Annotated in this window: 12 protein-coding genes; 9 read left to right on the top strand and 3 right to left on the bottom strand. The window is 67.4% G+C overall.

The window, feature by feature from the left end:
- The first annotated feature begins 195 nt into the window (after nt 1–195).
- The 3 genes from ACFQ7Q_RS01325 (at nt 196) to ACFQ7Q_RS01315 (ending at nt 3,464) form a co-directional block, all read left to right on the top strand.
- Nucleotides 196–873, top strand: coding sequence for a TetR/AcrR family transcriptional regulator (locus ACFQ7Q_RS01325; RefSeq protein WP_383548116.1), 678 nt, complete (start codon nt 196–198; stop codon nt 871–873).
- 52 nt (nt 874–925) lie between these two features.
- Nucleotides 926–2,110 (top strand): MFS transporter, encoded by a 1,185-nt coding sequence (locus ACFQ7Q_RS01320; RefSeq protein ID WP_383548114.1) that lies wholly within the window; start codon nt 926–928, stop codon nt 2,108–2,110.
- Nucleotides 2,111–2,531: 421 nt separating this feature from the next.
- A complete protein-coding gene (locus ACFQ7Q_RS01315; protein ID WP_383548111.1) occupies nt 2,532–3,464 on the top strand; it encodes a LysR family transcriptional regulator in 933 nt (310 codons plus the stop codon).
- A gap of 153 nt (nt 3,465–3,617) precedes the next feature.
- On the opposite strand, the gene ACFQ7Q_RS01310 is transcribed toward ACFQ7Q_RS01315, so the two are convergent.
- The gene (locus tag ACFQ7Q_RS01310; RefSeq protein WP_383548109.1) at nt 3,618–4,577 is read right to left on the bottom strand and encodes an NAD(P)H-quinone oxidoreductase; all 960 of its coding nucleotides are present in this window, start codon (nt 4,575–4,577) and stop codon (nt 3,618–3,620) included.
- 365 nt (nt 4,578–4,942) lie between these two features.
- Between ACFQ7Q_RS01310 and ACFQ7Q_RS01305 the strand changes: the two genes are divergently transcribed.
- Nucleotides 4,943–6,415 (top strand): catalase, encoded by a 1,473-nt coding sequence (locus ACFQ7Q_RS01305; RefSeq protein WP_383548106.1) that lies wholly within the window; start codon nt 4,943–4,945, stop codon nt 6,413–6,415.
- A gap of 160 nt (nt 6,416–6,575) precedes the next feature.
- Here ACFQ7Q_RS01305 and ACFQ7Q_RS01300 read toward each other — a convergent pair whose 3' ends face one another.
- On the bottom strand, nt 6,576–8,063 hold the full coding sequence (locus ACFQ7Q_RS01300; protein WP_383548103.1) for a long-chain fatty acid--CoA ligase: 1,488 nt from the start codon (nt 8,061–8,063) through the stop codon (nt 6,576–6,578).
- 205 nt (nt 8,064–8,268) lie between these two features.
- Between ACFQ7Q_RS01300 and ACFQ7Q_RS01295 the strand changes: the two genes are divergently transcribed.
- Nucleotides 8,269–9,381 carry a PucR family transcriptional regulator gene (locus tag ACFQ7Q_RS01295; protein ID WP_383548101.1) on the top strand — a complete coding sequence of 371 codons (1,113 nt, stop codon included), beginning with the start codon at nt 8,269–8,271 and terminating at the stop codon, nt 9,379–9,381.
- A gap of 397 nt (nt 9,382–9,778) precedes the next feature.
- Here the strand turns inward: ACFQ7Q_RS01295 and ACFQ7Q_RS01290 are convergent, their stop codons facing one another.
- On the bottom strand, nt 9,779–12,004 hold the full coding sequence (locus ACFQ7Q_RS01290; RefSeq protein ID WP_383548098.1) for an MMPL family transporter: 2,226 nt from the start codon (nt 12,002–12,004) through the stop codon (nt 9,779–9,781).
- A 147-nt stretch (nt 12,005–12,151) separates the two neighbouring features.
- Between ACFQ7Q_RS01290 and ACFQ7Q_RS01285 the strand changes: the two genes are divergently transcribed.
- The 4 genes from ACFQ7Q_RS01285 (at nt 12,152) to ACFQ7Q_RS01270 (ending at nt 16,894) form a co-directional block, all read left to right on the top strand.
- Complete coding sequence (locus ACFQ7Q_RS01285) at nt 12,152–12,721, top strand: TetR/AcrR family transcriptional regulator (protein ID WP_383548095.1); 570 nt, start codon at nt 12,152–12,154, stop codon at nt 12,719–12,721.
- A gap of 241 nt (nt 12,722–12,962) precedes the next feature.
- The gene (locus ACFQ7Q_RS01280; RefSeq protein ID WP_383548092.1) at nt 12,963–14,429 is read left to right on the top strand and encodes an aldehyde dehydrogenase family protein; all 1,467 of its coding nucleotides are present in this window, start codon (nt 12,963–12,965) and stop codon (nt 14,427–14,429) included.
- 76 nt (nt 14,430–14,505) lie between these two features.
- Nucleotides 14,506–15,909 (top strand): D-arabinono-1,4-lactone oxidase, encoded by a 1,404-nt coding sequence (locus tag ACFQ7Q_RS01275; protein ID WP_383548089.1) that lies wholly within the window; start codon nt 14,506–14,508, stop codon nt 15,907–15,909.
- Nucleotides 15,896–16,894: an alanine racemase gene (locus ACFQ7Q_RS01270; RefSeq protein ID WP_383548087.1), complete on the top strand. Its 999-nt coding sequence runs from the start codon at nt 15,896–15,898 to the stop codon at nt 16,892–16,894. The genes ACFQ7Q_RS01275 and ACFQ7Q_RS01270 overlap by 14 nt, the downstream gene beginning before the upstream one ends.
- The last annotated feature ends 236 nt before the right edge of the window (nt 16,895–17,130 follow it).

Here is a 17,130-nt window from a genome sequence, read left to right as displayed (position 1 = left end):
AGACGATCCGCCGCCTCTGACAGCGATCTCGTACGCATCGTCCAGCGCCGTTAGGGCCCTGGAGCGCCTCGCCGAAGAGCCCTGCCCGGCCCGCAGGGGCCGAGCGGGCATGTGGGACCAAGCACAGGGGCCACCCGCCTGCGCCGAGCAGCTGCTACGAGCCGCAGTCGGCCGCTTGAACGAAGGAGGCTGCTGATGCGGCGCATACCGCTGGAGCAACGGCGCGAGGAGATCATTTCCGCCGCGATAAGAATCATCGCCGAGCATGGGGTGGCGGCGGCAAGCACGCGGGCCATCGTGTCCGAAGCCGGGATGCCGCTGGGAGCGTTTCACTACGTCTTCGCGTCGCACGACGAGCTGATGCGTGCGGTGATCGAGAACGTCATGGAGGGGGAACGCCTGGCGGCCGAACTGTCCTGGCTGGACAGCACGTCGGTCGAGGCAGCCATCCGCAGCGGGCTCGATACCTACATAGACCTTCTCGAAGCGGATCCGCAGCGTGAACTGGCGCTGCTCGAGCTCGCCGTCTTCGCGCGGAGACACGACGAGCACGGGCAGATGCGGGACCAGTACCGGTCCTACTACAAGACCGCATCCGGCCTGCTGCGCAGTGCCGCGACGGTCACTTCGTCCGTGTGGACGGCCCCGCTGGAGGAGCTCGCGCGGCACCTGGTCGCACTCATCGACGGCATCACCACCACCTGGCTGGCGGATCACGACACCGAGGCAGCCCGCAAGACCGCGGCTTTCGCTGCCGCCGCATTCGCAGCCTTGGCGAGCCCGCTGCCGGCTGTGGAACACAACCGGTCCGACCCCGGCCGTAGCCGTCCGTCCTCCCCTCATCCCACGCGTAAGGACAGCAACCGATGTTGACAGACACAGATGAACGCGTGTGTGCGTCCATCAAGCACCCGGGATACATCTGATGGCCGCCGTAACCCGGGCTCCCGAAGCCCTCGGGAGCTGGCGCAACGGCAAAGCGGCGCTCACGGCGGTCGGAGCGACGTACGCATTGCAGGGCTTCGGCTACGGGGTTGTCTCCACCTCGCTTCCTTCTTTCCAGCTGCGGCTATCCCTGGACGCGACCACGATCGCCGTCATCCTGCTCGGGGTGTGCGTCGCCTCCGCGGCCGGGTCGGTCGTCGCCGACCTGATTGCCGTGCGTGCCAACAGCCGGCGTGCCGTGCGGATCGGCTTCGGTATCCAGGCCGTCGCGACGGCCGCTCTGGCGATCGCTCCCAGCATGCCGGCGTTCGTGGTGGCAGCGGCCGTCTACGGAACCGGGCTCGGCATGGTGGATGCCGCGTCGAGCATGCAGGGAGTGCTTGTCCAGCGCCGCCTGGGACGTCTCATCCTGGGGCGCTGCTTCGCCTTCTACACCAGCGGGGCCATCATCGGTGGCCTGTCGATGTCGTTCGTCCTGTCGGTGAGCGGCGTGGCAGCGGCTCTGGCCGGTGCCGCGGTGGTGCACGCCTCCTTCTGCGTCTTCGGAGTGCGCTTCTTGGACCCCGGTCGTGCGGCACAGGCCCGGCCCAAGGATCGCGGGGGCAAGCGGGACCGCCTGCCGCGGGCCTCTGTCATGGCTGCCGGCGTGGTCGTCCTGGCTGCCTTCACCATCGACTCCGGTATCAGCACCTGGAGCACGGTGCACTTGGCAGACCTCGGCCTCGCGGCAGCGCTGGCTCCGTTGGGCTACATCGCGTACCAGGTGGGTGTGCTGGTGGCACGGCTCGCAACAGACATGCTGATCCGGCGGTTCGGGTTCGGTGTGCTCCTGACCGGCGCAAGCATGTCAGGGGTCGCCGGCGGGCTCGTGGTCGTGCTCGTTCCCGGACCGGTTCCCGCAGTCCTCGGCTTCACCGTCAGCGGTCTGGCCGTCGGGGTGCTCGTCCCGGTCGCATTCGATGCCGCCGGCCGGATCCTGCCAGAACGCAGCGACGAGGTGATCGCCCGGGTGAACCTGTTCAACTACATCGGTGCAGTGCTCGGCTCGGTCGGAGTCGGGGTGCTCATCGACGCCGCCGGGGCGCCTGCAGCTTTCCAGCTGCCGGTCGTGGTCCTGGTCATCGCCTGGGTCGTAACCCGGCGTGTACCGGTCCACCACGGTTGAGAGAGGCCGTGACACTGGATCCTGATCATGAATGATCACGTTCTGCGGGACCTTGGGCTCCTCTGATGAATGGGCCAGCGGGCCCGGCTTGAGCCGTTGCGGTTGCAGAGGCATCAAGCCGGGCCGTCCGCCCATTGGACCGGTGCCCTGTGGTGAGATGTGCCCGACGGTTCGGCACGTGGAATCGCGCCTGCGACCTTCTTGCGGTGGCAACGGGACGGCAACTGAGCCCCGGATTGTCACGCCTGATGCATCCACAGAATGCGACCAAGGCTCGGACAGGTCACACGGCGGCCTGACCAGCGGCACGTAGACGGCACCTTCGAGGAAGGCCTGCGTCCGAGTCAGCACTTGCTCGATTGTGAGACCGGAGATGCTCTTGCCATTGCAAAATACCGGCAGCACCTACAACCCTGGTGCAGTGGATCTGAACTTGCGCCGACTGCGCTCTTTCGTCACGGTCGCCGAGGAACTGAACTTCACCCGCGCCGCCGGCAAGCTCTTCGTCGCCCAGCAGTCGCTGAGCAAACAGATCTCCCAGCTGGAAGCCCACATCGGGACGCCGTTGCTTCAGCGCACCTCCCGCAAGGTGGAGCTCACCCCTGCAGGACAGGCTTTTCTGGCGGCTGCCCGCGAAGTACTTGCCCGCTTCGACCAGGGCGTGACCGAAGCCCGAAGCATAGGCCGAGGAGAACAGGCCACCTTGCGGGTGGGCTTCATCGCCGGCGCCGCACTTGAACTGACCACTCACATCCTCGGTGAGTTCACCAGACGCCACCCTGAAGCCCGAGTCGAGTTGCACGAGTTCGGCTTCGCCGACCCGTCCGCCGGCCTGTCCAGTGCAACGACAGACGTCGCGTTCATCCGCCTGCCGAGCTCTACCCACGGCCTTGTGACCACACCCCTGTTCACCGAACCTTGCGTGGCCGGGGTGAGCACCGGACATCCGCTGGGATCCCGCGAACGCGTGTGCGTCCAGGACCTTCTTGATGAACCGATCGCCATCGGCCGTACTGACGACACCCTCTGGCAGGACTTCTGGACCCTGGCGAGCCACCGCAGCAGCAGGTCCGCACATAACCTCGTCGAAACACATTCGCAGAGCGAGGAAGTGCAGGTCGTCGCCGCCGGGATGGCCTGCAGCATCACCCCAGCAGCGGCGCGCCGCTACTCACCCCACCCTGGTGTCAGGTTCGTCCCCATCGACGACCACCCCGGCTCGATCGTTGCCGTGGCCCACCGCTCCAACCAACTGACTCCGCATGTCGCCTCGTTCGTCGGCGCCGCGGAAACAGTACGGAACCGCGAATCTGGGATCGTTCGGATGATCGAGGGCTCCCCCGAGCCCCGCTGACCGTTTCAGCGGCACACTGAGGGCCTCAAGGCGTTCACTGAGGACCTTGTTGCCCCCCCTTCCAGGCACGCAATCGTGCGGTTCGCGCTGGAGCCGCGACCGCGTGTCGGCCGCGTATCGCCCGTCGTGGTACCGAGTCCCCTCAACGCCTGTTCAGTCGTTAGTGAGGAGGATCTTGCCGATGTGGCCGCCGGCTTCCATGAGGCGGTGCCCCTCGGCGGCGTCGGCCATCGGAACGGTCTGGTCGATAACCAGCTTCACCGTGCCGTTCTCGATCATGGGCCACACGTTCTTCTGGACCTCGGCCACGATCGCGGCCTTCTGTTCCTTGGAACGGGTCCGAAGGGTCGTGCCGTGCACCGACGCCCGCTTGAACACAATCTCCGCGAGGTTGAGCTGACCCTCAAGCCCCTTCTGCAGACCGATCACGACCAGCCGGCCGTCGACTGCCAGGGACCGGACGTTGCGCTCCAGGTATTCGCCACCGATGACATCGAGAATCACGTCATACGGGCCGTGCTCCACGAAGTCCTCGGTGCGGTAGTCGATCGCCACGTCCGCACCCAGCTCCCGCGCCCGCGCGACCTTGTCCGGCCCACCGACCGTCGTGACCACACGAGCACCCAGCGCCTTCGCGATCTGGATCGCCATCGTGCCTACGCCCCCGGCACCACCGTGCACCAGGATCGTCTCCCCCGTCTTCAGGCCCGCGGCCATGACGATGTTCGACCAGACCGTGGCCGTGACCTCGGGCAGCCCGGCCGCCTCCACCAGCCCGACCCCCTTGGGAATCGTCAGCAGCTGCCCGGCCGGAACTGCGACTTTCTGTGCATAGCCGCCACCGGTCAGCAGCGCACAGACCTCATCACCCACCTGCCAGCCGGTCACTCCCTCACCGATGGCGCCGATCCGACCCGAGACCTCCAGCCCCGGATACGGCGACCAGCCCGGCTGCAACGGATACAGCCCCCACCGCTGCATGACATCCGCCCGGTTCAAAGCGCTGGCCACCACGTCGATGACCACCTCACCCGCGGCAGGCGTCGGATCCTCGACCTCCACCCACTCCAGAACCTCCGGACCACCAGACTCCTTGATCGACACAGCCTTCACGACGACTCCGTTCAGACAACCGAGATGGAGGACTCCCGTGTGATCCTGCCTCGGCAGAAGGTGTGGCGCACCGGCCGGGCCAGGAGTGTGGCTGCTGGCGCGGGGAGCGATCCGGCCGGTGCCGGGTCACCGAGAGTCCAATGTGTACATCACTCACATTAACCGAGAGAAGTAAGCGCCGCAAACATCGTGAGGGATGACCTTCAGATCCTCGCCCCGACGGCAGACAGGCCCCGTCGTGCACGCAAAACGCGCCCCAGGGCGTGTCCGATCGATAGCGGAGTGCCGCAGTCACGCCCTCAGGTAGCGGCTTTCACCGGGGAGGAAGAGGGTGGTCGTGCGCGACGACGAAAGGCAGCAGAGCCATGACCGAGAGCCGACCCGCGACGACGACCGACTCCGGCGCCCCGGTGGAGAGCGACGAGCATTCGCTGACGGTGGGTCCCGGGGGTCCGATCCTCCTCCAGGACGCGTACCTGATCGAGCAGATGGCGCAGTTCAACCGGGAGCGGATCCCGGAACGCCAGCCGCATGCCAAAGGCAGCGGCGCGTTCGGCCGTTTCGAGGTCACCCATGACGTCAGCCGCTTCACCAAGGCGGCGCTGTTCCAGCCGGGGACTCGCACCGATCTGGTGATCCGCTTCTCCACGGTGGCCGGCGAGCGCGGCAGCCCGGACACCTGGCGGGACCCGCGCGGCTTCGCGGTGAAGTTCTACACCTCCCAGGGCAACTACGACATGGTCGGCAACAACACGCCGGTCTTCTTCGTGAAGGACCCGATGAAGTTCCAGCACTTCATCCGGTCCCAGAAGCGCCGCGCCGACAGCAACCTGCGCGACCACGACATGCAGTGGGATTTCTGGACCCTCTCCCCCGAGTCCGCGCACCAGGTCACCTGGCTGATGGGAGACCGCGGCATCCCGCGCACCTGGCGCCACATGAACGGGTACACCTCACACACCTACATGTGGATCAACGAGTCCGGTGAGCGGTTCTGGGTGAAGTACCACTTCAAGACCGACCAGGGCATCGAGTTCTTCACCCAGGAAGAAGCGGACCGGATGGCAGGGGTCGACCCGGACTTCCACATGCGGGACCTGTTCGAGCACATCCGGGACGGGAACTTCCCGTCGTGGACGCTGCACGTGCAGGTGATGCCGTACGCGGAGGCGGCGGCCTACCGGTTCAACCCGTTCGACCTCACCAAGGTCTGGCCGCACGGTGACTACCCACTCATCCCGGTGGGCCGTATGACCCTGGACCGCAACCCCACCGACAATCACGCAGAGATCGAGCAGGCGGCGTTCCAGCCGAACAACTTCGTCCCGGGCATCGGACCCAGCCCCGACCGGATGCTGCTCGCCCGGCTCTTCTCGTACGCGGACGCCCACCGGGCCCGCATCGGCGTCAACTACCAGCAGCTTCCGGTGAACGCGCCCGTCGTCGACGTCCACACCTACTCGAAGGACGGGGCGATGGCGTACCGGAAGACGTCCGATCCGGTCTACGCGCCGAACTCCAAGGGCGGGCCCGCAGCGGACACCGAGCGGTACGGGCGCCCGCCGAGCTGGACCGCCGACGGTGAGATCACCCGGACGGCCTACGTCTCGCACCCTGAGGACGACGACTGGGGTCAGCCCGGCACCCTCGTGCGCGAGGTCCTGGACGACGCCGCCCGCGACCGGCTCGTGGACAACGTGGTCGGCCACCTCCTCGACGGGGTGAGCGAGCCGGTCCTGGAGCGGGCCTTCACGTACTGGACGAACATCGACGCGGCCCTCGGCAAGCGCATCTCCGAGGGCGTCCGCGCCGAGCAGGCGGGTACGCGGAAGGAGTGAACCAGGGGGCAGCCTGCTGCGCGGCCAGACTGACGCCTGAGCAGAAGATACGCGTAGCCAAAGTGGCCGCCCCCAAGCCGTCCACCCTGCCTTCCGGGGCGGTGGAAAGCGGGTGGACTGCTCGTCCCGGAGCGACGACGCCGTCGGGTTGGGTACGGCTTTATACCGTCGGCAGGATGATCTCTCTCTTCAAGATCTTGCCGCTCGGCCCCAACGGGAGCTTGTCGACGAGCATCACGTGACGCGGGTACTTGTAGGCCGCGACGCGCTCCTTGACGTACTCCTGCAGTTCTTCAGGGGTGGCCTGCACAGCGGGCCGCAGTACAACCACGGCTGCGACCTGCTCGCCCAGTTCGGCATGCGGGATGCCCACGACGGCGGCGAGGGCAACGGCCGGGTGCTCATGGAGGACCTCCTCGATCTCGCGCGGGTAGACGTTGTAGCCGCCGCGGATGATCATGTCCTTCTTGCGGTCGACGATGTAGAGGTAGCCGTCCTCGTCGGCGCGGGCGAGGTCGCCGGTGCGCAGCCAGCCGTCGGGGATGGCGGCCTCCGTCTCCTCGGGGCGGTTCCAGTAGCCCTTCATCACGTTGGGTCCGCGGACGGACAGTTCGCCGATCTCTCCGGGAGCCACCTCCTGGCCCTTCTCATCGAGGAGCCGTACCTCGACGTCGCGGATGGGGGTGCCGATGGAGCCGGCCTTGCGTGGCCGATCGGGATGGTTGAAGGTGACCACCGGGCTGGTCTCGGACATGCCGAATCCCTCGAGGACCGGACAACCGAAGCGCCGCTCGAAGCCGTGCAGGATCTCCACCGGCAGCGAAGCTCCACCGGAGATGCACATCCGCAGTGTCGACACGTCCGCCTCCGACAGATGCTGGAGCAGCGCCGCGTACATCGTCGGTACGCCCTCGAAAACGGTGGCCCGTTCACGGGCGATGGCGTCCAGAACGGTCTGCGGGTCGAAGCGCGGGATGAGGACGAGCGAGGCTCCGCTGCGGACGGCCGCGCTCATGGTGCAGATCTGCCCGAAGATGTGGAACAGCGGGAGGCAGCCCACCACTACGTCCTCAGGCGTCATCCGCTGAACCTGAACGCCGTTGACCTCGGTGTTGTGCCGCAGGCCGGCGTGAGTAAGGACAGCCCCCTTGGGACGGCCGGTGGTGCCTGAGGTGTACAGCAGGACGGCCATGTCCTCGCCGTCCGTGCTGGCTACCTCGGTCAGCGGCTCGTGCCCGGCCAGCGTGGCCGCGAACGCAGTGGGTTCGACAGCCGTGTGGCGCACTCCTGCGGCAGCGGCCCCCTTCGAGCCTTCGCCCGGTGCCTGATGCCACTCGAAGAGCCACACCGCGCCGGAGTCGGCGAGGTGGTACTCGGACTCCCGGGTCTTCAGGAGCGGATTCATCGGAACGACGACTGCTCCGGCACGCAGAACGCCGTAGTACAGCACTACGAACTCCGGAACGTTGGGCAGCATCAGCGCGACCCGGTCTCCCGGCTGCACGCCCTCTGCCCTCAACAGAGCGGCGCAGCGTGCGCTGTGTTCGTCCAGCTCCGCATAGGTGACGACCTGCTCACCCAGGCGCAGTGCGGGGCGCTCGGGCTGCCGCCCCGCCGTCTCTACGAGGAACCCTGCCAGATTGGCCATGACGCGCCTCCGTTACGCAACATCATCGAATGTTTACACCACAGACATCCTGCAGGCGCATGGACTCACGACCTATGGGCAGCGCAACAGCACCCGTCCCTCCAGATTGTCGCCAGGGACAAAACAGGGGCACTAGGCTGCCGGAATGAGACTCTCGGGCGTCGCTTCAGCGCTTCAGGCGAGGCTTCCGGAACTGTCTGAGCGGATGGCGCTGCGCATCCGCTCTGAGATTGATGCCTACAGGGACGAGTCACTGGTCCCCTTCGACTCGCTGCATCGTTCCTGCGTCGACAACGCGGACCTCATTCTGACCAGCCTCCGCCACGGAGACGCCCTGGATGCGCGCTCAGCGCGCGAGACCGGCCGCGCTCGCGCGCAGCAGGGTGTTCCGCTGGTGGACACGCTGCACGCGTATCGCATCGGATCCGAGCTGTTGTGGGCGGAGATCCTTGCGGAGGCACGCATCCGGCCCGAGGTCTCGGCTGACGTTCTTCTCTCGGAGTCGACACGGTTCTGGGCGTCGTTCGGCCTGTACGCGGCGGCCACCGCGGAGGCCTACCGGGAAGCGACCGCCGAGCTGACTTCGCAGGGGCAGGCGAGGCGTTCCGCCCTGGTCGAGGCCCTGTTCACGAGCATCATCACGGACCGCACCCTGCGGGAAGCGGCACGTGAGCTGGGGCTGCCCGAACACGGCCCCTACGCAGTCGCCGTTGCAGAATCCGGAGCTCCTGGCGAAGAGCCGCTTGCCGGAGTGGAGACTGCTCTGCGACAGGAGCAACTTCCTTCCATCTGGCACCTGTTGCCCGACCAGCAGCTCGCCTTGATCGCCCTGCCGACCGCGACGGCGGAGGCTGCCTGCCTGCGCATCCTGCGCCGCGCTCCTGCCCGTATCGGCTACAGCCCGCGCTTCCAGGCCCTGCAGGACACCCCACAGGCTTTGCGCTTCGCCCGTCTGGCCCTGGCGGGTCTACGAAACGGCTGTACCGGTGTCGCACGATTCGACGACAACCCACTGGCCATGGTTGTCGCCGCGGCACCGGCCGAGGCGGCGCACTTGGTGGAGGCCGTCCTCCAGCCGGTGATCGATCTGCCGGCTCCGGAACGAAACCGCCTCCTGAAGACACTGGAGCACTGGTTCGCTGCCGCCGGCTCCGCTGGCGCCGCTGCTCAGGGCTTGTTCGTCCACCCCAATACCGTCCGCTACCGCTTGCGCCGCGTGGAAAGGCTGATAGGCCGCTCCCTCGCCGACCCTCGGGCGACGGCGGACATCGGCGCGGCACTCCTGGCGGTGCGCGACCCGCGGGGAAAGTCAAAGTGATGAGTTCTGCGGATGCAGTCACCGCAACATCGCTCCTGCAGCGTGCTGTTCAAACGGTGGCAGCGGCCGCCTGGATACTCGCCGAGTGAAGTTCGCCGAACTCGACGCCTCCTGAGCCCTCTTGTTCCGCATGCGGTGACCACTGCAGCTACGGGCCCGCCGATCAGGGCAGTTTCCGCGACGCGATTCACCACCGTTGTCACGGCTCGCATGTGCCGCCTGGCGCAACAGGCGCCTGGAGGCTCGCCGGAGAGCACGACTTGGCCGGCAAGGACCGAGCAGTGGTCTTCGGCGGGTACGCAGAAGCACCCTGCGCCTCCTGTCCCACAGGAGGCGCAGGGTGTGGCCCGAGGTAGCCGGGCCCCCACGGCGCCGGCGGTCTCGGAGATTGGGGTGTTCAGACCCGGGTGGCCGTCTTGCCGTTCGGGGTCTTCGTCTCGGTTTGCGGTTGCGCGGCAGGTTCGGCTGGGGCCGCCATCGGCAGACGCGCGCCTTCGATGTCGACGTCCGGGAGCAGCCGGTCGAGCCAGCGGGGCATGCTCCAGGCGCGTCGTCCGAGCAGGGCCATGGCGGCGGGCACGAGCGTCATGCGCACGACGAAGGCGTCGATGAACACGCCGATGGCGAGCGCGAAGCCGATGGCCTTGACGATCGGGTCTTCGTTGAAAATGAAGCCGCCGAAGACCGCGACCATGATCAGTGCGGCAGCCACGACAACTCGTGCGCTGCTGGAGACGCCCTGGGCAATCGCTTCGGCGGGATCCTTGCTGTGTTCGTAGTGTTCGCGCATCCGGCTGACGAGGAACACCTCGTAGTCCATGGCGAGGCCGAAGAGCACACCGGTGAGCAGGACCGGGAGGAAGCTGGTGACCGGTCCGGTGGCTGCCACGTCGAGCAGGCCGTTCAGGTGGCCCTGCTGGAAGACCCACACCGAGGCGCCCAGGCTCGCGCCGACCGAGAGCAGGAAGCCGAGTGCCGCCTTGAGCGGTACCAGGATCGATCGGAAGGCGATGGCCAGGAGAATCAGCGCCAGGATGACGATGATGCCGAGGAAGAGGGGCAGAGCGTCTCCGAGCTTGCCGGCGACGTCGAGGGCCATGGCGGTCTGCCCGGTGATGTAGAGGGCTCCGCCTGCTTCGGCGACCTTGGGTGCCTGGTCTCGCATGCGGTGGACCAGATCGGCCGTGGCCTGAGCGTCGGGGCTCGACTTCGGCACTACTCCCATGACCACGACGCCGCCGGAGGGGCTGGACACCGTGCGCGAGACGACGGCCACGTTCTTGTCCGCGGCCAGCGCACCACGCAGCTGGGTCACGGTGGCCTGCCGCCGGCTCTGCGGGATGTGCTCGGTGTCCACCACGGTGATGAGGGTGGCGTTGAAGCCGGGCCCGAAGCCCTCGGTGAGCAGGTCGTAGCTCTTGTGCTGGGTGCTGGCCTCGGGCTGTGAGGCGTAGCTGGGCAGGCCGAGGCGCAGGTCACGGGCGGGCAGGGCTAGCGCCAGCAGTCCTACGACGCCGGCGAGCAGGACGAGGGCCGGCTTGCGGGTGACCATTCGGGCCCAGGACAGACCCCCGGCACCGGCGGGACGGTCCGTGTACTTGTTCTTTCGCTTGGGGCGTGGGCGCATCCGCTCGCCGAACACGCCGAGTACCGCCGGAAGCAGGCTGATGGCGACCAGGACGGCGATCAGTACGGTTCCGGCGCCGGCCAGGCCCATGATCGTGAGGAACGGGATGCCTGTGATGGCGAGTGCGGCCAGGGCGATGACGACTGTGGCTCCGGCGAAGACGACCGCGCTGCCGGCCGTGGCGGTGGCGCGTGCGATCGACTCCTCCCAGTCCGTCTCGGGGTCGGTGAGTTGCTCGCGGTGCCGGGAGATGACGAACAGCGCATAGTCGATCCCGACCGCCAGGCCGATCATCAGCGCCAGGACGGTCGCGGTGCCCGTCATCTGCACGAAGCCGGAGACGAACAGTGTGCCGAGCACACCGACGGCCACGCCCAGGAGCGCGGTCACCAGGGGCAGTCCTGCAGCAACGACGGAGCCGAGCGCGACAGCGAGAATCACGAAGGCGAGTACGACGCCGACCAGTTCGGCCGGGCCTCCCGCCTCGGACTGCGGCAGCATGGCCGAGCCGCCGAGCTCGACCTGCATTCCGGCATCCCGAAGGGGCTGCATCACGGTGGACAGTTCGTCCTTGGCGGATTGCTCGACCTTGGACGCTTCCTCTGCGAAGCGGACATCGGCGTACGCGATGGTCCGGTCAGCCGAGACCGTACCGGCTGAGGCCGGCTGCGAGACGGTGATGACGCCGGGCACCGACGCTGCCTTGTGGAGGGCGGCGTCGAGCGCCTGCTGCTGCGCCGGGTCAGTGACGGTCTTCCCTTCAGGGGCTGCGACGACGATCCGTACGACGCCACCGGCGGCCGGGGGGAACTTCTCCTTCAGAAGGTCCTGCGCCTGCTGCGCTTCGACACCGGGGACTGTGAACTCTGTGGTCGTCTTTCCGTGCAGGGTCGCGCCCAGGCCACCGACGACCCCGAGAAGGACGATCCACGTGGCTATCACCCAGCGGCGGCGGCGAACCATCCAGCGCGCCCAGGCGTATAGGCGTGAGGCCATGGTGCATTCCTAACCGGTCGAAGCCCTGATCAAGGGGGCTGAAGAGATGTGTGGTGGAGGGTCAGAGCGGTCACCTCCACCACACGCTGCACAGTAAAGTATTTTTACAGTCGAATGTAAATTCGCTACCGCTGGTAAGCTTCTGGTATGACGGGTGACAGCCTCAGGGAACGCAGCAAGGCTCGGCGCAGGGAAGCGATCCTCACCGCCGCTTACGAGCTGTTCGCCGAGCGGGGCTTCGACACCACGAGCATCGCCGACATCGCCGAAGCGGCCGAGGTCTCACCGCGCACGGTCACGCTGTACTTCCCGACCAAGATGGAACTGGCGATGGAGCACTTCAACTCGTTCGTCGACCAGCTGGCCGCGGCGCTGCATGCCAGACCTGCCGGGCAGGGCATCCTCGACACCGTGGAGCAGTGGCTGCGCGAACAGGCGGAGTCTCCGGACAAGTTCGACGGGCTCTACGACCGGATGCTGGAGTCCAACCCTCAGCTCAAGGGGCTCTGCCGGGGCCGGCTGACCGACGTCATCCAGGACGGCGCCCGACTCCTCGCCGAAGAGCGGGGCTGGCGCCCCGACGATTTCGCCCCGCGCATCCTGGCGGCCACCGCGGCAAGTGTGATCGGTGAGCTGACTCACCGATCCGAGCCGGGCGACCTGGAGACCGCCATGACCTTCATCCGCGCCGCGGCCGCCACCCTGCAGCCTGGCTGATCGACCCCGTCTCCCCCTCCGCATACCCGGCCGGGAGCACAGCGGCATGTCCGGAGCCGCAAAGCCACCGGACCCCCTCGTCCCCGATGCTCCCCCTCGACAGCCGCGAGGAAGGAGCACAGCGAAGGTACGGGTGCAGATCCACAGCCTCCAGGTTGTAGAAGCTGCCGATATTGGTGTTTCACCTTGTGCCCAGCTCGCCGCGACCATGAGCCTTCCGCGATGGGCCAAGGGGAGAGCGATGAACTTTACGAAAACCGTCGGCTCTGGTGACGGTCAAGGCGACGCCGACGCCATTGCCGAGTTGCATGCCGCGTTCGCCGCACAGAGGGCGGCTGTTCTGCGCGATCCCGCATCGGGTATCGATCAGCGCCGCCTGAACCTGGAGGCGCTGGCCGGAGTGATCACCGGGTACCGGCACCGGATCCGGGAAGCGCTGTCGGCGGACTTCGCGGTGCACCCCGAGGGGTTCGCCGACCTCGTCGAGATCCTCGGTGTCGCCGGACGTGCCGTCTTCGCCGCTGAGCACCTCGAAGCGTGGATGGCGCCGGACGCCCGCCCGGCCGGAGCCGGGCTTCTGGGAACAGCGGACGTCTCGATGAGCTATCAGCCCAAGGGCGTCATCGGGCTGATCTCGCCCTGGAACTTTCCGTTCGATCTCTCGCTCGGTCCCCTCGCCGACATGCTCGCTGCCGGGAACCGGGTGATCATCAAGCCGTCGGAGTACACCCCGGCATGCTCGGCACTGCTGCGCGAGATGATGGCCGAGGCCTTCGACCCCGAGCAGGTCACCGTCGTCGCCGGCGGGCTGGACCTGGCTCGGGAGTTCCCGACCCTGCCGTGGGACCACCTGCTGTACACCGGGAACCCCGAGGTCGGGCGTCTGGTCGCCCGCGCGGCCGCCGAGAACCTGGTGCCGACCACGCTCGAACTCGGAGGCAAGTGCCCCGCGATCGTGCACGAGGACAGCGTTACTGCGGACACCGTTGCGCAGATCGTCGGGGCGAAGCTCGTGAAGAGCGGGCAGATGTGCATCACCGTCGACTACTGCCTGGTTCCGCGGGAAGCCATGGCCCGGGTCATCGAGCTGGTGAAGACGCACATGCGGGAGCAGGTGCCGGGTTTCGCCTCCTCGCCGGACTGTACGGGCATCATCACCGAACGCCACCTGAACCGGCTCATAGGCCTGGTCGAGGAAGCCAGGGCCCGGGGCGTGGAGGTGGTACAGATCGGTGATGTCGGCCCGAACACGGCCACCCGCCAGATGCCGCTGACACTCGTGGTCGACCCGCCCGACGACCTCGCCCTCATGCGCGAAGAGATCTTCGGCCCGATCCTGCCGATCAAGCCCTACGACCGGATCGAGGACGCCGTCTCCTACATCAACGACGGCGATCGGCCTCTGGGGCTGTACGTCTTCGCGCAGGACCGCGATGCCGCGGAGCAGGTCTTGGCCACCACCGTTTCCGGCGGGGCGTGCGTCAACACCTGTGCGGTGCAGGGTGCCGTGCCGGCGCTCGGTTTCGGCGGGATCGGCCGCAGCGGCCATGGCCGCCACCACGGCGTGGACGGCTTCCGGGAGTTCTCCAACCCGCGCGGCATCGTCAGGCGCGGCAAGGACGACCTGATCGATGTGATGTTCCCGCCCTACGGGGACGTGCTCAGCGGGGTCGTCGCCTCCGAACTCGGTGCGGAGGGTGCCGAATGACTGGGCCCGGGCCGAAGGAGCAGGTGGCGGCAGACGAGAAGACGGTCGAGAACGTCCCGACGCGGGCGGTGGAAGGATGAGCCAGAACATGAGCCCGAGCGGCGCCTGGACCAACTGGGCCGGCGACGAGACCTGCAGGCCCAGCCGGATCCTGCAGCCGCGGTCGGTCGACGAACTCGCCAGTGCCACAAGCAGTGCGGCCGCGGCGGGCCAGACCGTCCGCGTCGTTGGAGCCGGCCACTCGTTCAGCGACCAGGTCTGTACCGACGGCCTGTTGCTGAACCTGGACCGGCTGAGCGGCCTGCAGCACGTCGATCCCGAGGCAGGGTTGGTCACCGTCGGCGCAGGTACCCGCCTGGCTGATCTGAACGTCCAGCTCGCCCAGCACGGACTTGCACTGCCCAACCTCGGCGACATCGACCGGCAGAGCATCGCGGGGGCCATGTCCACAGGCACCCACGGAACGGGCCGGAAGCTGGGGAATCTCGCCACCCAGATCGAGGCCCTCGACCTCGTGCTGGCCGACGGCACCCAGCTGAGCTGTACGAACGCCGAGCCGGAGGTCCTGCAGGCGGCCCGCGTGAGCCTTGGCGCCCTCGGGGTGATCACAAGCTATACCTTGCGCGTCGTACCGGCCTTCGCGCTGCGGGCCGAGAGCAGATCCATGCGCCTCGAAGAGACGCTTGGACGTCTGGACGAACTCGTCGACACGAACGATCACTTCGAGTTCTTCCTCTTTCCCCACACCGATACCGCCTTGGTGAAGGTGAACAATCGCACCGATGAGGCTGTCCGGCCGCCACGTGAGCTGGCACAGAACATCGCCGAGTTCGCCGAGAACGGCATTCTCGATGCAGTGTGCCGTGCGGGGCGCCGCTTCCCGTCCCAGATCCCGCGCCTGAACCGGGCCATCACCCGGCTCATGGCGCCGTCCGAGTACGTCGATCAGAGCTACCGCGTCTTCGCCAGCAAGCGCTCGGTGCGGTTCACCGAGATGGAGTGGGCGGTACCGCGCGCCGCATGCGCCGACGTTCTCCAGGAAATCCAGCGGGTGATCGACCGTGATCGTCTTGACGTGGGCTTCCCGATCGAGGTCCGGTTCGTGGCCCCCGACGAACTGTCCCATCTGAGTCCGGCCTTTGGCCGGGAGACTGCATACCTCGCCGTCCACATGTACCAGGGCATGCCTTGGGAGCCGTACTTCCGGGCTGTTCAGGACATCGCCCTGGCTGTCGAGGGCCGGCCTCACTGGGGCAAACGGCACCTGATGGAGGCGGCCGAACTTGCCGCACGCTACCCGGCGTGGGATCGATTCCAGACGGTCCGCTCACAGCTCGACCCGCAGGGGACGTTCACCAACGCCCACCTGCGCCGAGTGCTCGGACCCGTAGGGGGCCCGAGCACCACACCGTCGGCCAACGGCTCCGTCCAGGCCGGCATTCAGACTCAGAAGGGACAGCAGACGCATGCTGATCACTGAACTGCAGACGCCCGCTCTCCTGGTCGAGCAGGCGGCACTGCGGCACAACCTCGACACGATGAGTACCGCGCTGCCCGGCGCACGCCTCCGGCCGCACGTCAAAGCACACAAGTGCACCAGTCTGGCCCGGCTCCAGTACGCCAACGGTCATCACGGCTTCACGTGCGCGACGATCCGCGAGGTCGAGGCCATGGCCGCGGCCGGCCTGGGCACGGACCTCCTGCTGGCCAACGAGGTCCTCGACACCCGGCGCCTGGGACGTCTCGCAAAGGACGGACACCGAGTGACAGTCGCCGTGGACTCGACCGAGACGATCGAGGCCGCCGTTGCCGGCGGGGTCCGTGAGGTCGTCATCGACGTCAACGTCGGACTGCCACGATGCGGCTGCGCGCCAGGCGAAGCCGGCCGGCTCGCCGACCTCGCCCGAGGAGCCGGACTGGTCGTGCGCGGCGTCATGGGCTACGAGGGTCACCTCATGCTGATGCACCAGGAGGAGCAGCGCCGGGCCCAGACGGAGCAAGCGATGCAACATCTGCTCGCCGCGAGCGCCGACGTCGGGGGCGAGTTGATCAGCGCAGGAGGAACCGGTACCTACAGCGTCAACACGTGGGCCAACGAGATCCAGGCGGGCTCATACGCCCTCATGGACACCGCCTACCAGCAGCTCGGCCAGCCCTTCCAGCAGGCGCTGTTCGTTCTTGGCCGGGTCATCTCGGTGTCGGCCGGCTGGGCCGTCGTCGACGTCGGCCTGAAGTCGCTCAGCCTTGACCACGGGCTTCCGAGCATTGACGGCACCGAGGTCTGGTTCTGCTCCGACGAACACACCACGTTCCGCACCGACGGCATGCCGCAACCAGCCGTGGGAGACCTCATCCGGGTGCGCCCCGCCCACGTCGATCCCACCGTGGCACTCCACGACACCATGCACCTGGTCGACGGCACGCAGGTACTCGAGCAGTGGCCGGTCGACATGCGGGGCTGGTGATGATCGCGGAGCGGGGCACCTCTGTGTGTCCCGCTCCGCAAGGAAGCAGAAAGTGCCAGTAGCGCCGATCGGCGGCTTCCCAGCATCACTGATGCTCGCCAGAACATCTCGGCACCGACTACAGCGGCCACTGCGCCCGATGGCGCAGTGGCCGTGCCATAACCGGCGGCGCCATCTGAGAGCCACTCCACCGATCGCAAACTCTGCGGTCGTCCAGGTCGTGCCCCGACCGGTAC

This window comes from Streptomyces sp. NPDC056527, assembly GCF_042794475.1.
Taxonomy (GTDB): Bacteria; Actinomycetota; Actinomycetes; order Streptomycetales; family Streptomycetaceae; genus Streptomyces.
The sequence above is the reverse complement of the archived record's forward strand: the minus strand, read 5'-3'. Positions and strand labels throughout refer to the sequence as shown.

Coding starts and splice junctions, on each gene's coding strand:
- ACFQ7Q_RS01290 (WP_383548098.1), bottom strand. CDS start 12,004: ATGGCCTCACGCCTATACGCCTGGGCGCGCTGGATGGTTCGCCGCCGC.
- ACFQ7Q_RS01320 (WP_383548114.1), top strand. CDS start 926: ATGGCCGCCGTAACCCGGGCTCCCGAAGCCCTCGGGAGCTGGCGCAAC.
- ACFQ7Q_RS01285 (WP_383548095.1), top strand. CDS start 12,152: ATGACGGGTGACAGCCTCAGGGAACGCAGCAAGGCTCGGCGCAGGGAA.
- ACFQ7Q_RS01270 (WP_383548087.1), top strand. CDS start 15,896: ATGCTGATCACTGAACTGCAGACGCCCGCTCTCCTGGTCGAGCAGGCG.
- ACFQ7Q_RS01300 (WP_383548103.1), bottom strand. CDS start 8,063: ATGGCCAATCTGGCAGGGTTCCTCGTAGAGACGGCGGGGCGGCAGCCC.
- ACFQ7Q_RS01280 (WP_383548092.1), top strand. CDS start 12,963: ATGAACTTTACGAAAACCGTCGGCTCTGGTGACGGTCAAGGCGACGCC.
- ACFQ7Q_RS01305 (WP_383548106.1), top strand. CDS start 4,943: ATGACCGAGAGCCGACCCGCGACGACGACCGACTCCGGCGCCCCGGTG.
- ACFQ7Q_RS01295 (WP_383548101.1), top strand. CDS start 8,269: ATGGCGCTGCGCATCCGCTCTGAGATTGATGCCTACAGGGACGAGTCA.
- ACFQ7Q_RS01275 (WP_383548089.1), top strand. CDS start 14,506: ATGAGCCAGAACATGAGCCCGAGCGGCGCCTGGACCAACTGGGCCGGC.
- ACFQ7Q_RS01325 (WP_383548116.1), top strand. CDS start 196: ATGCGGCGCATACCGCTGGAGCAACGGCGCGAGGAGATCATTTCCGCC.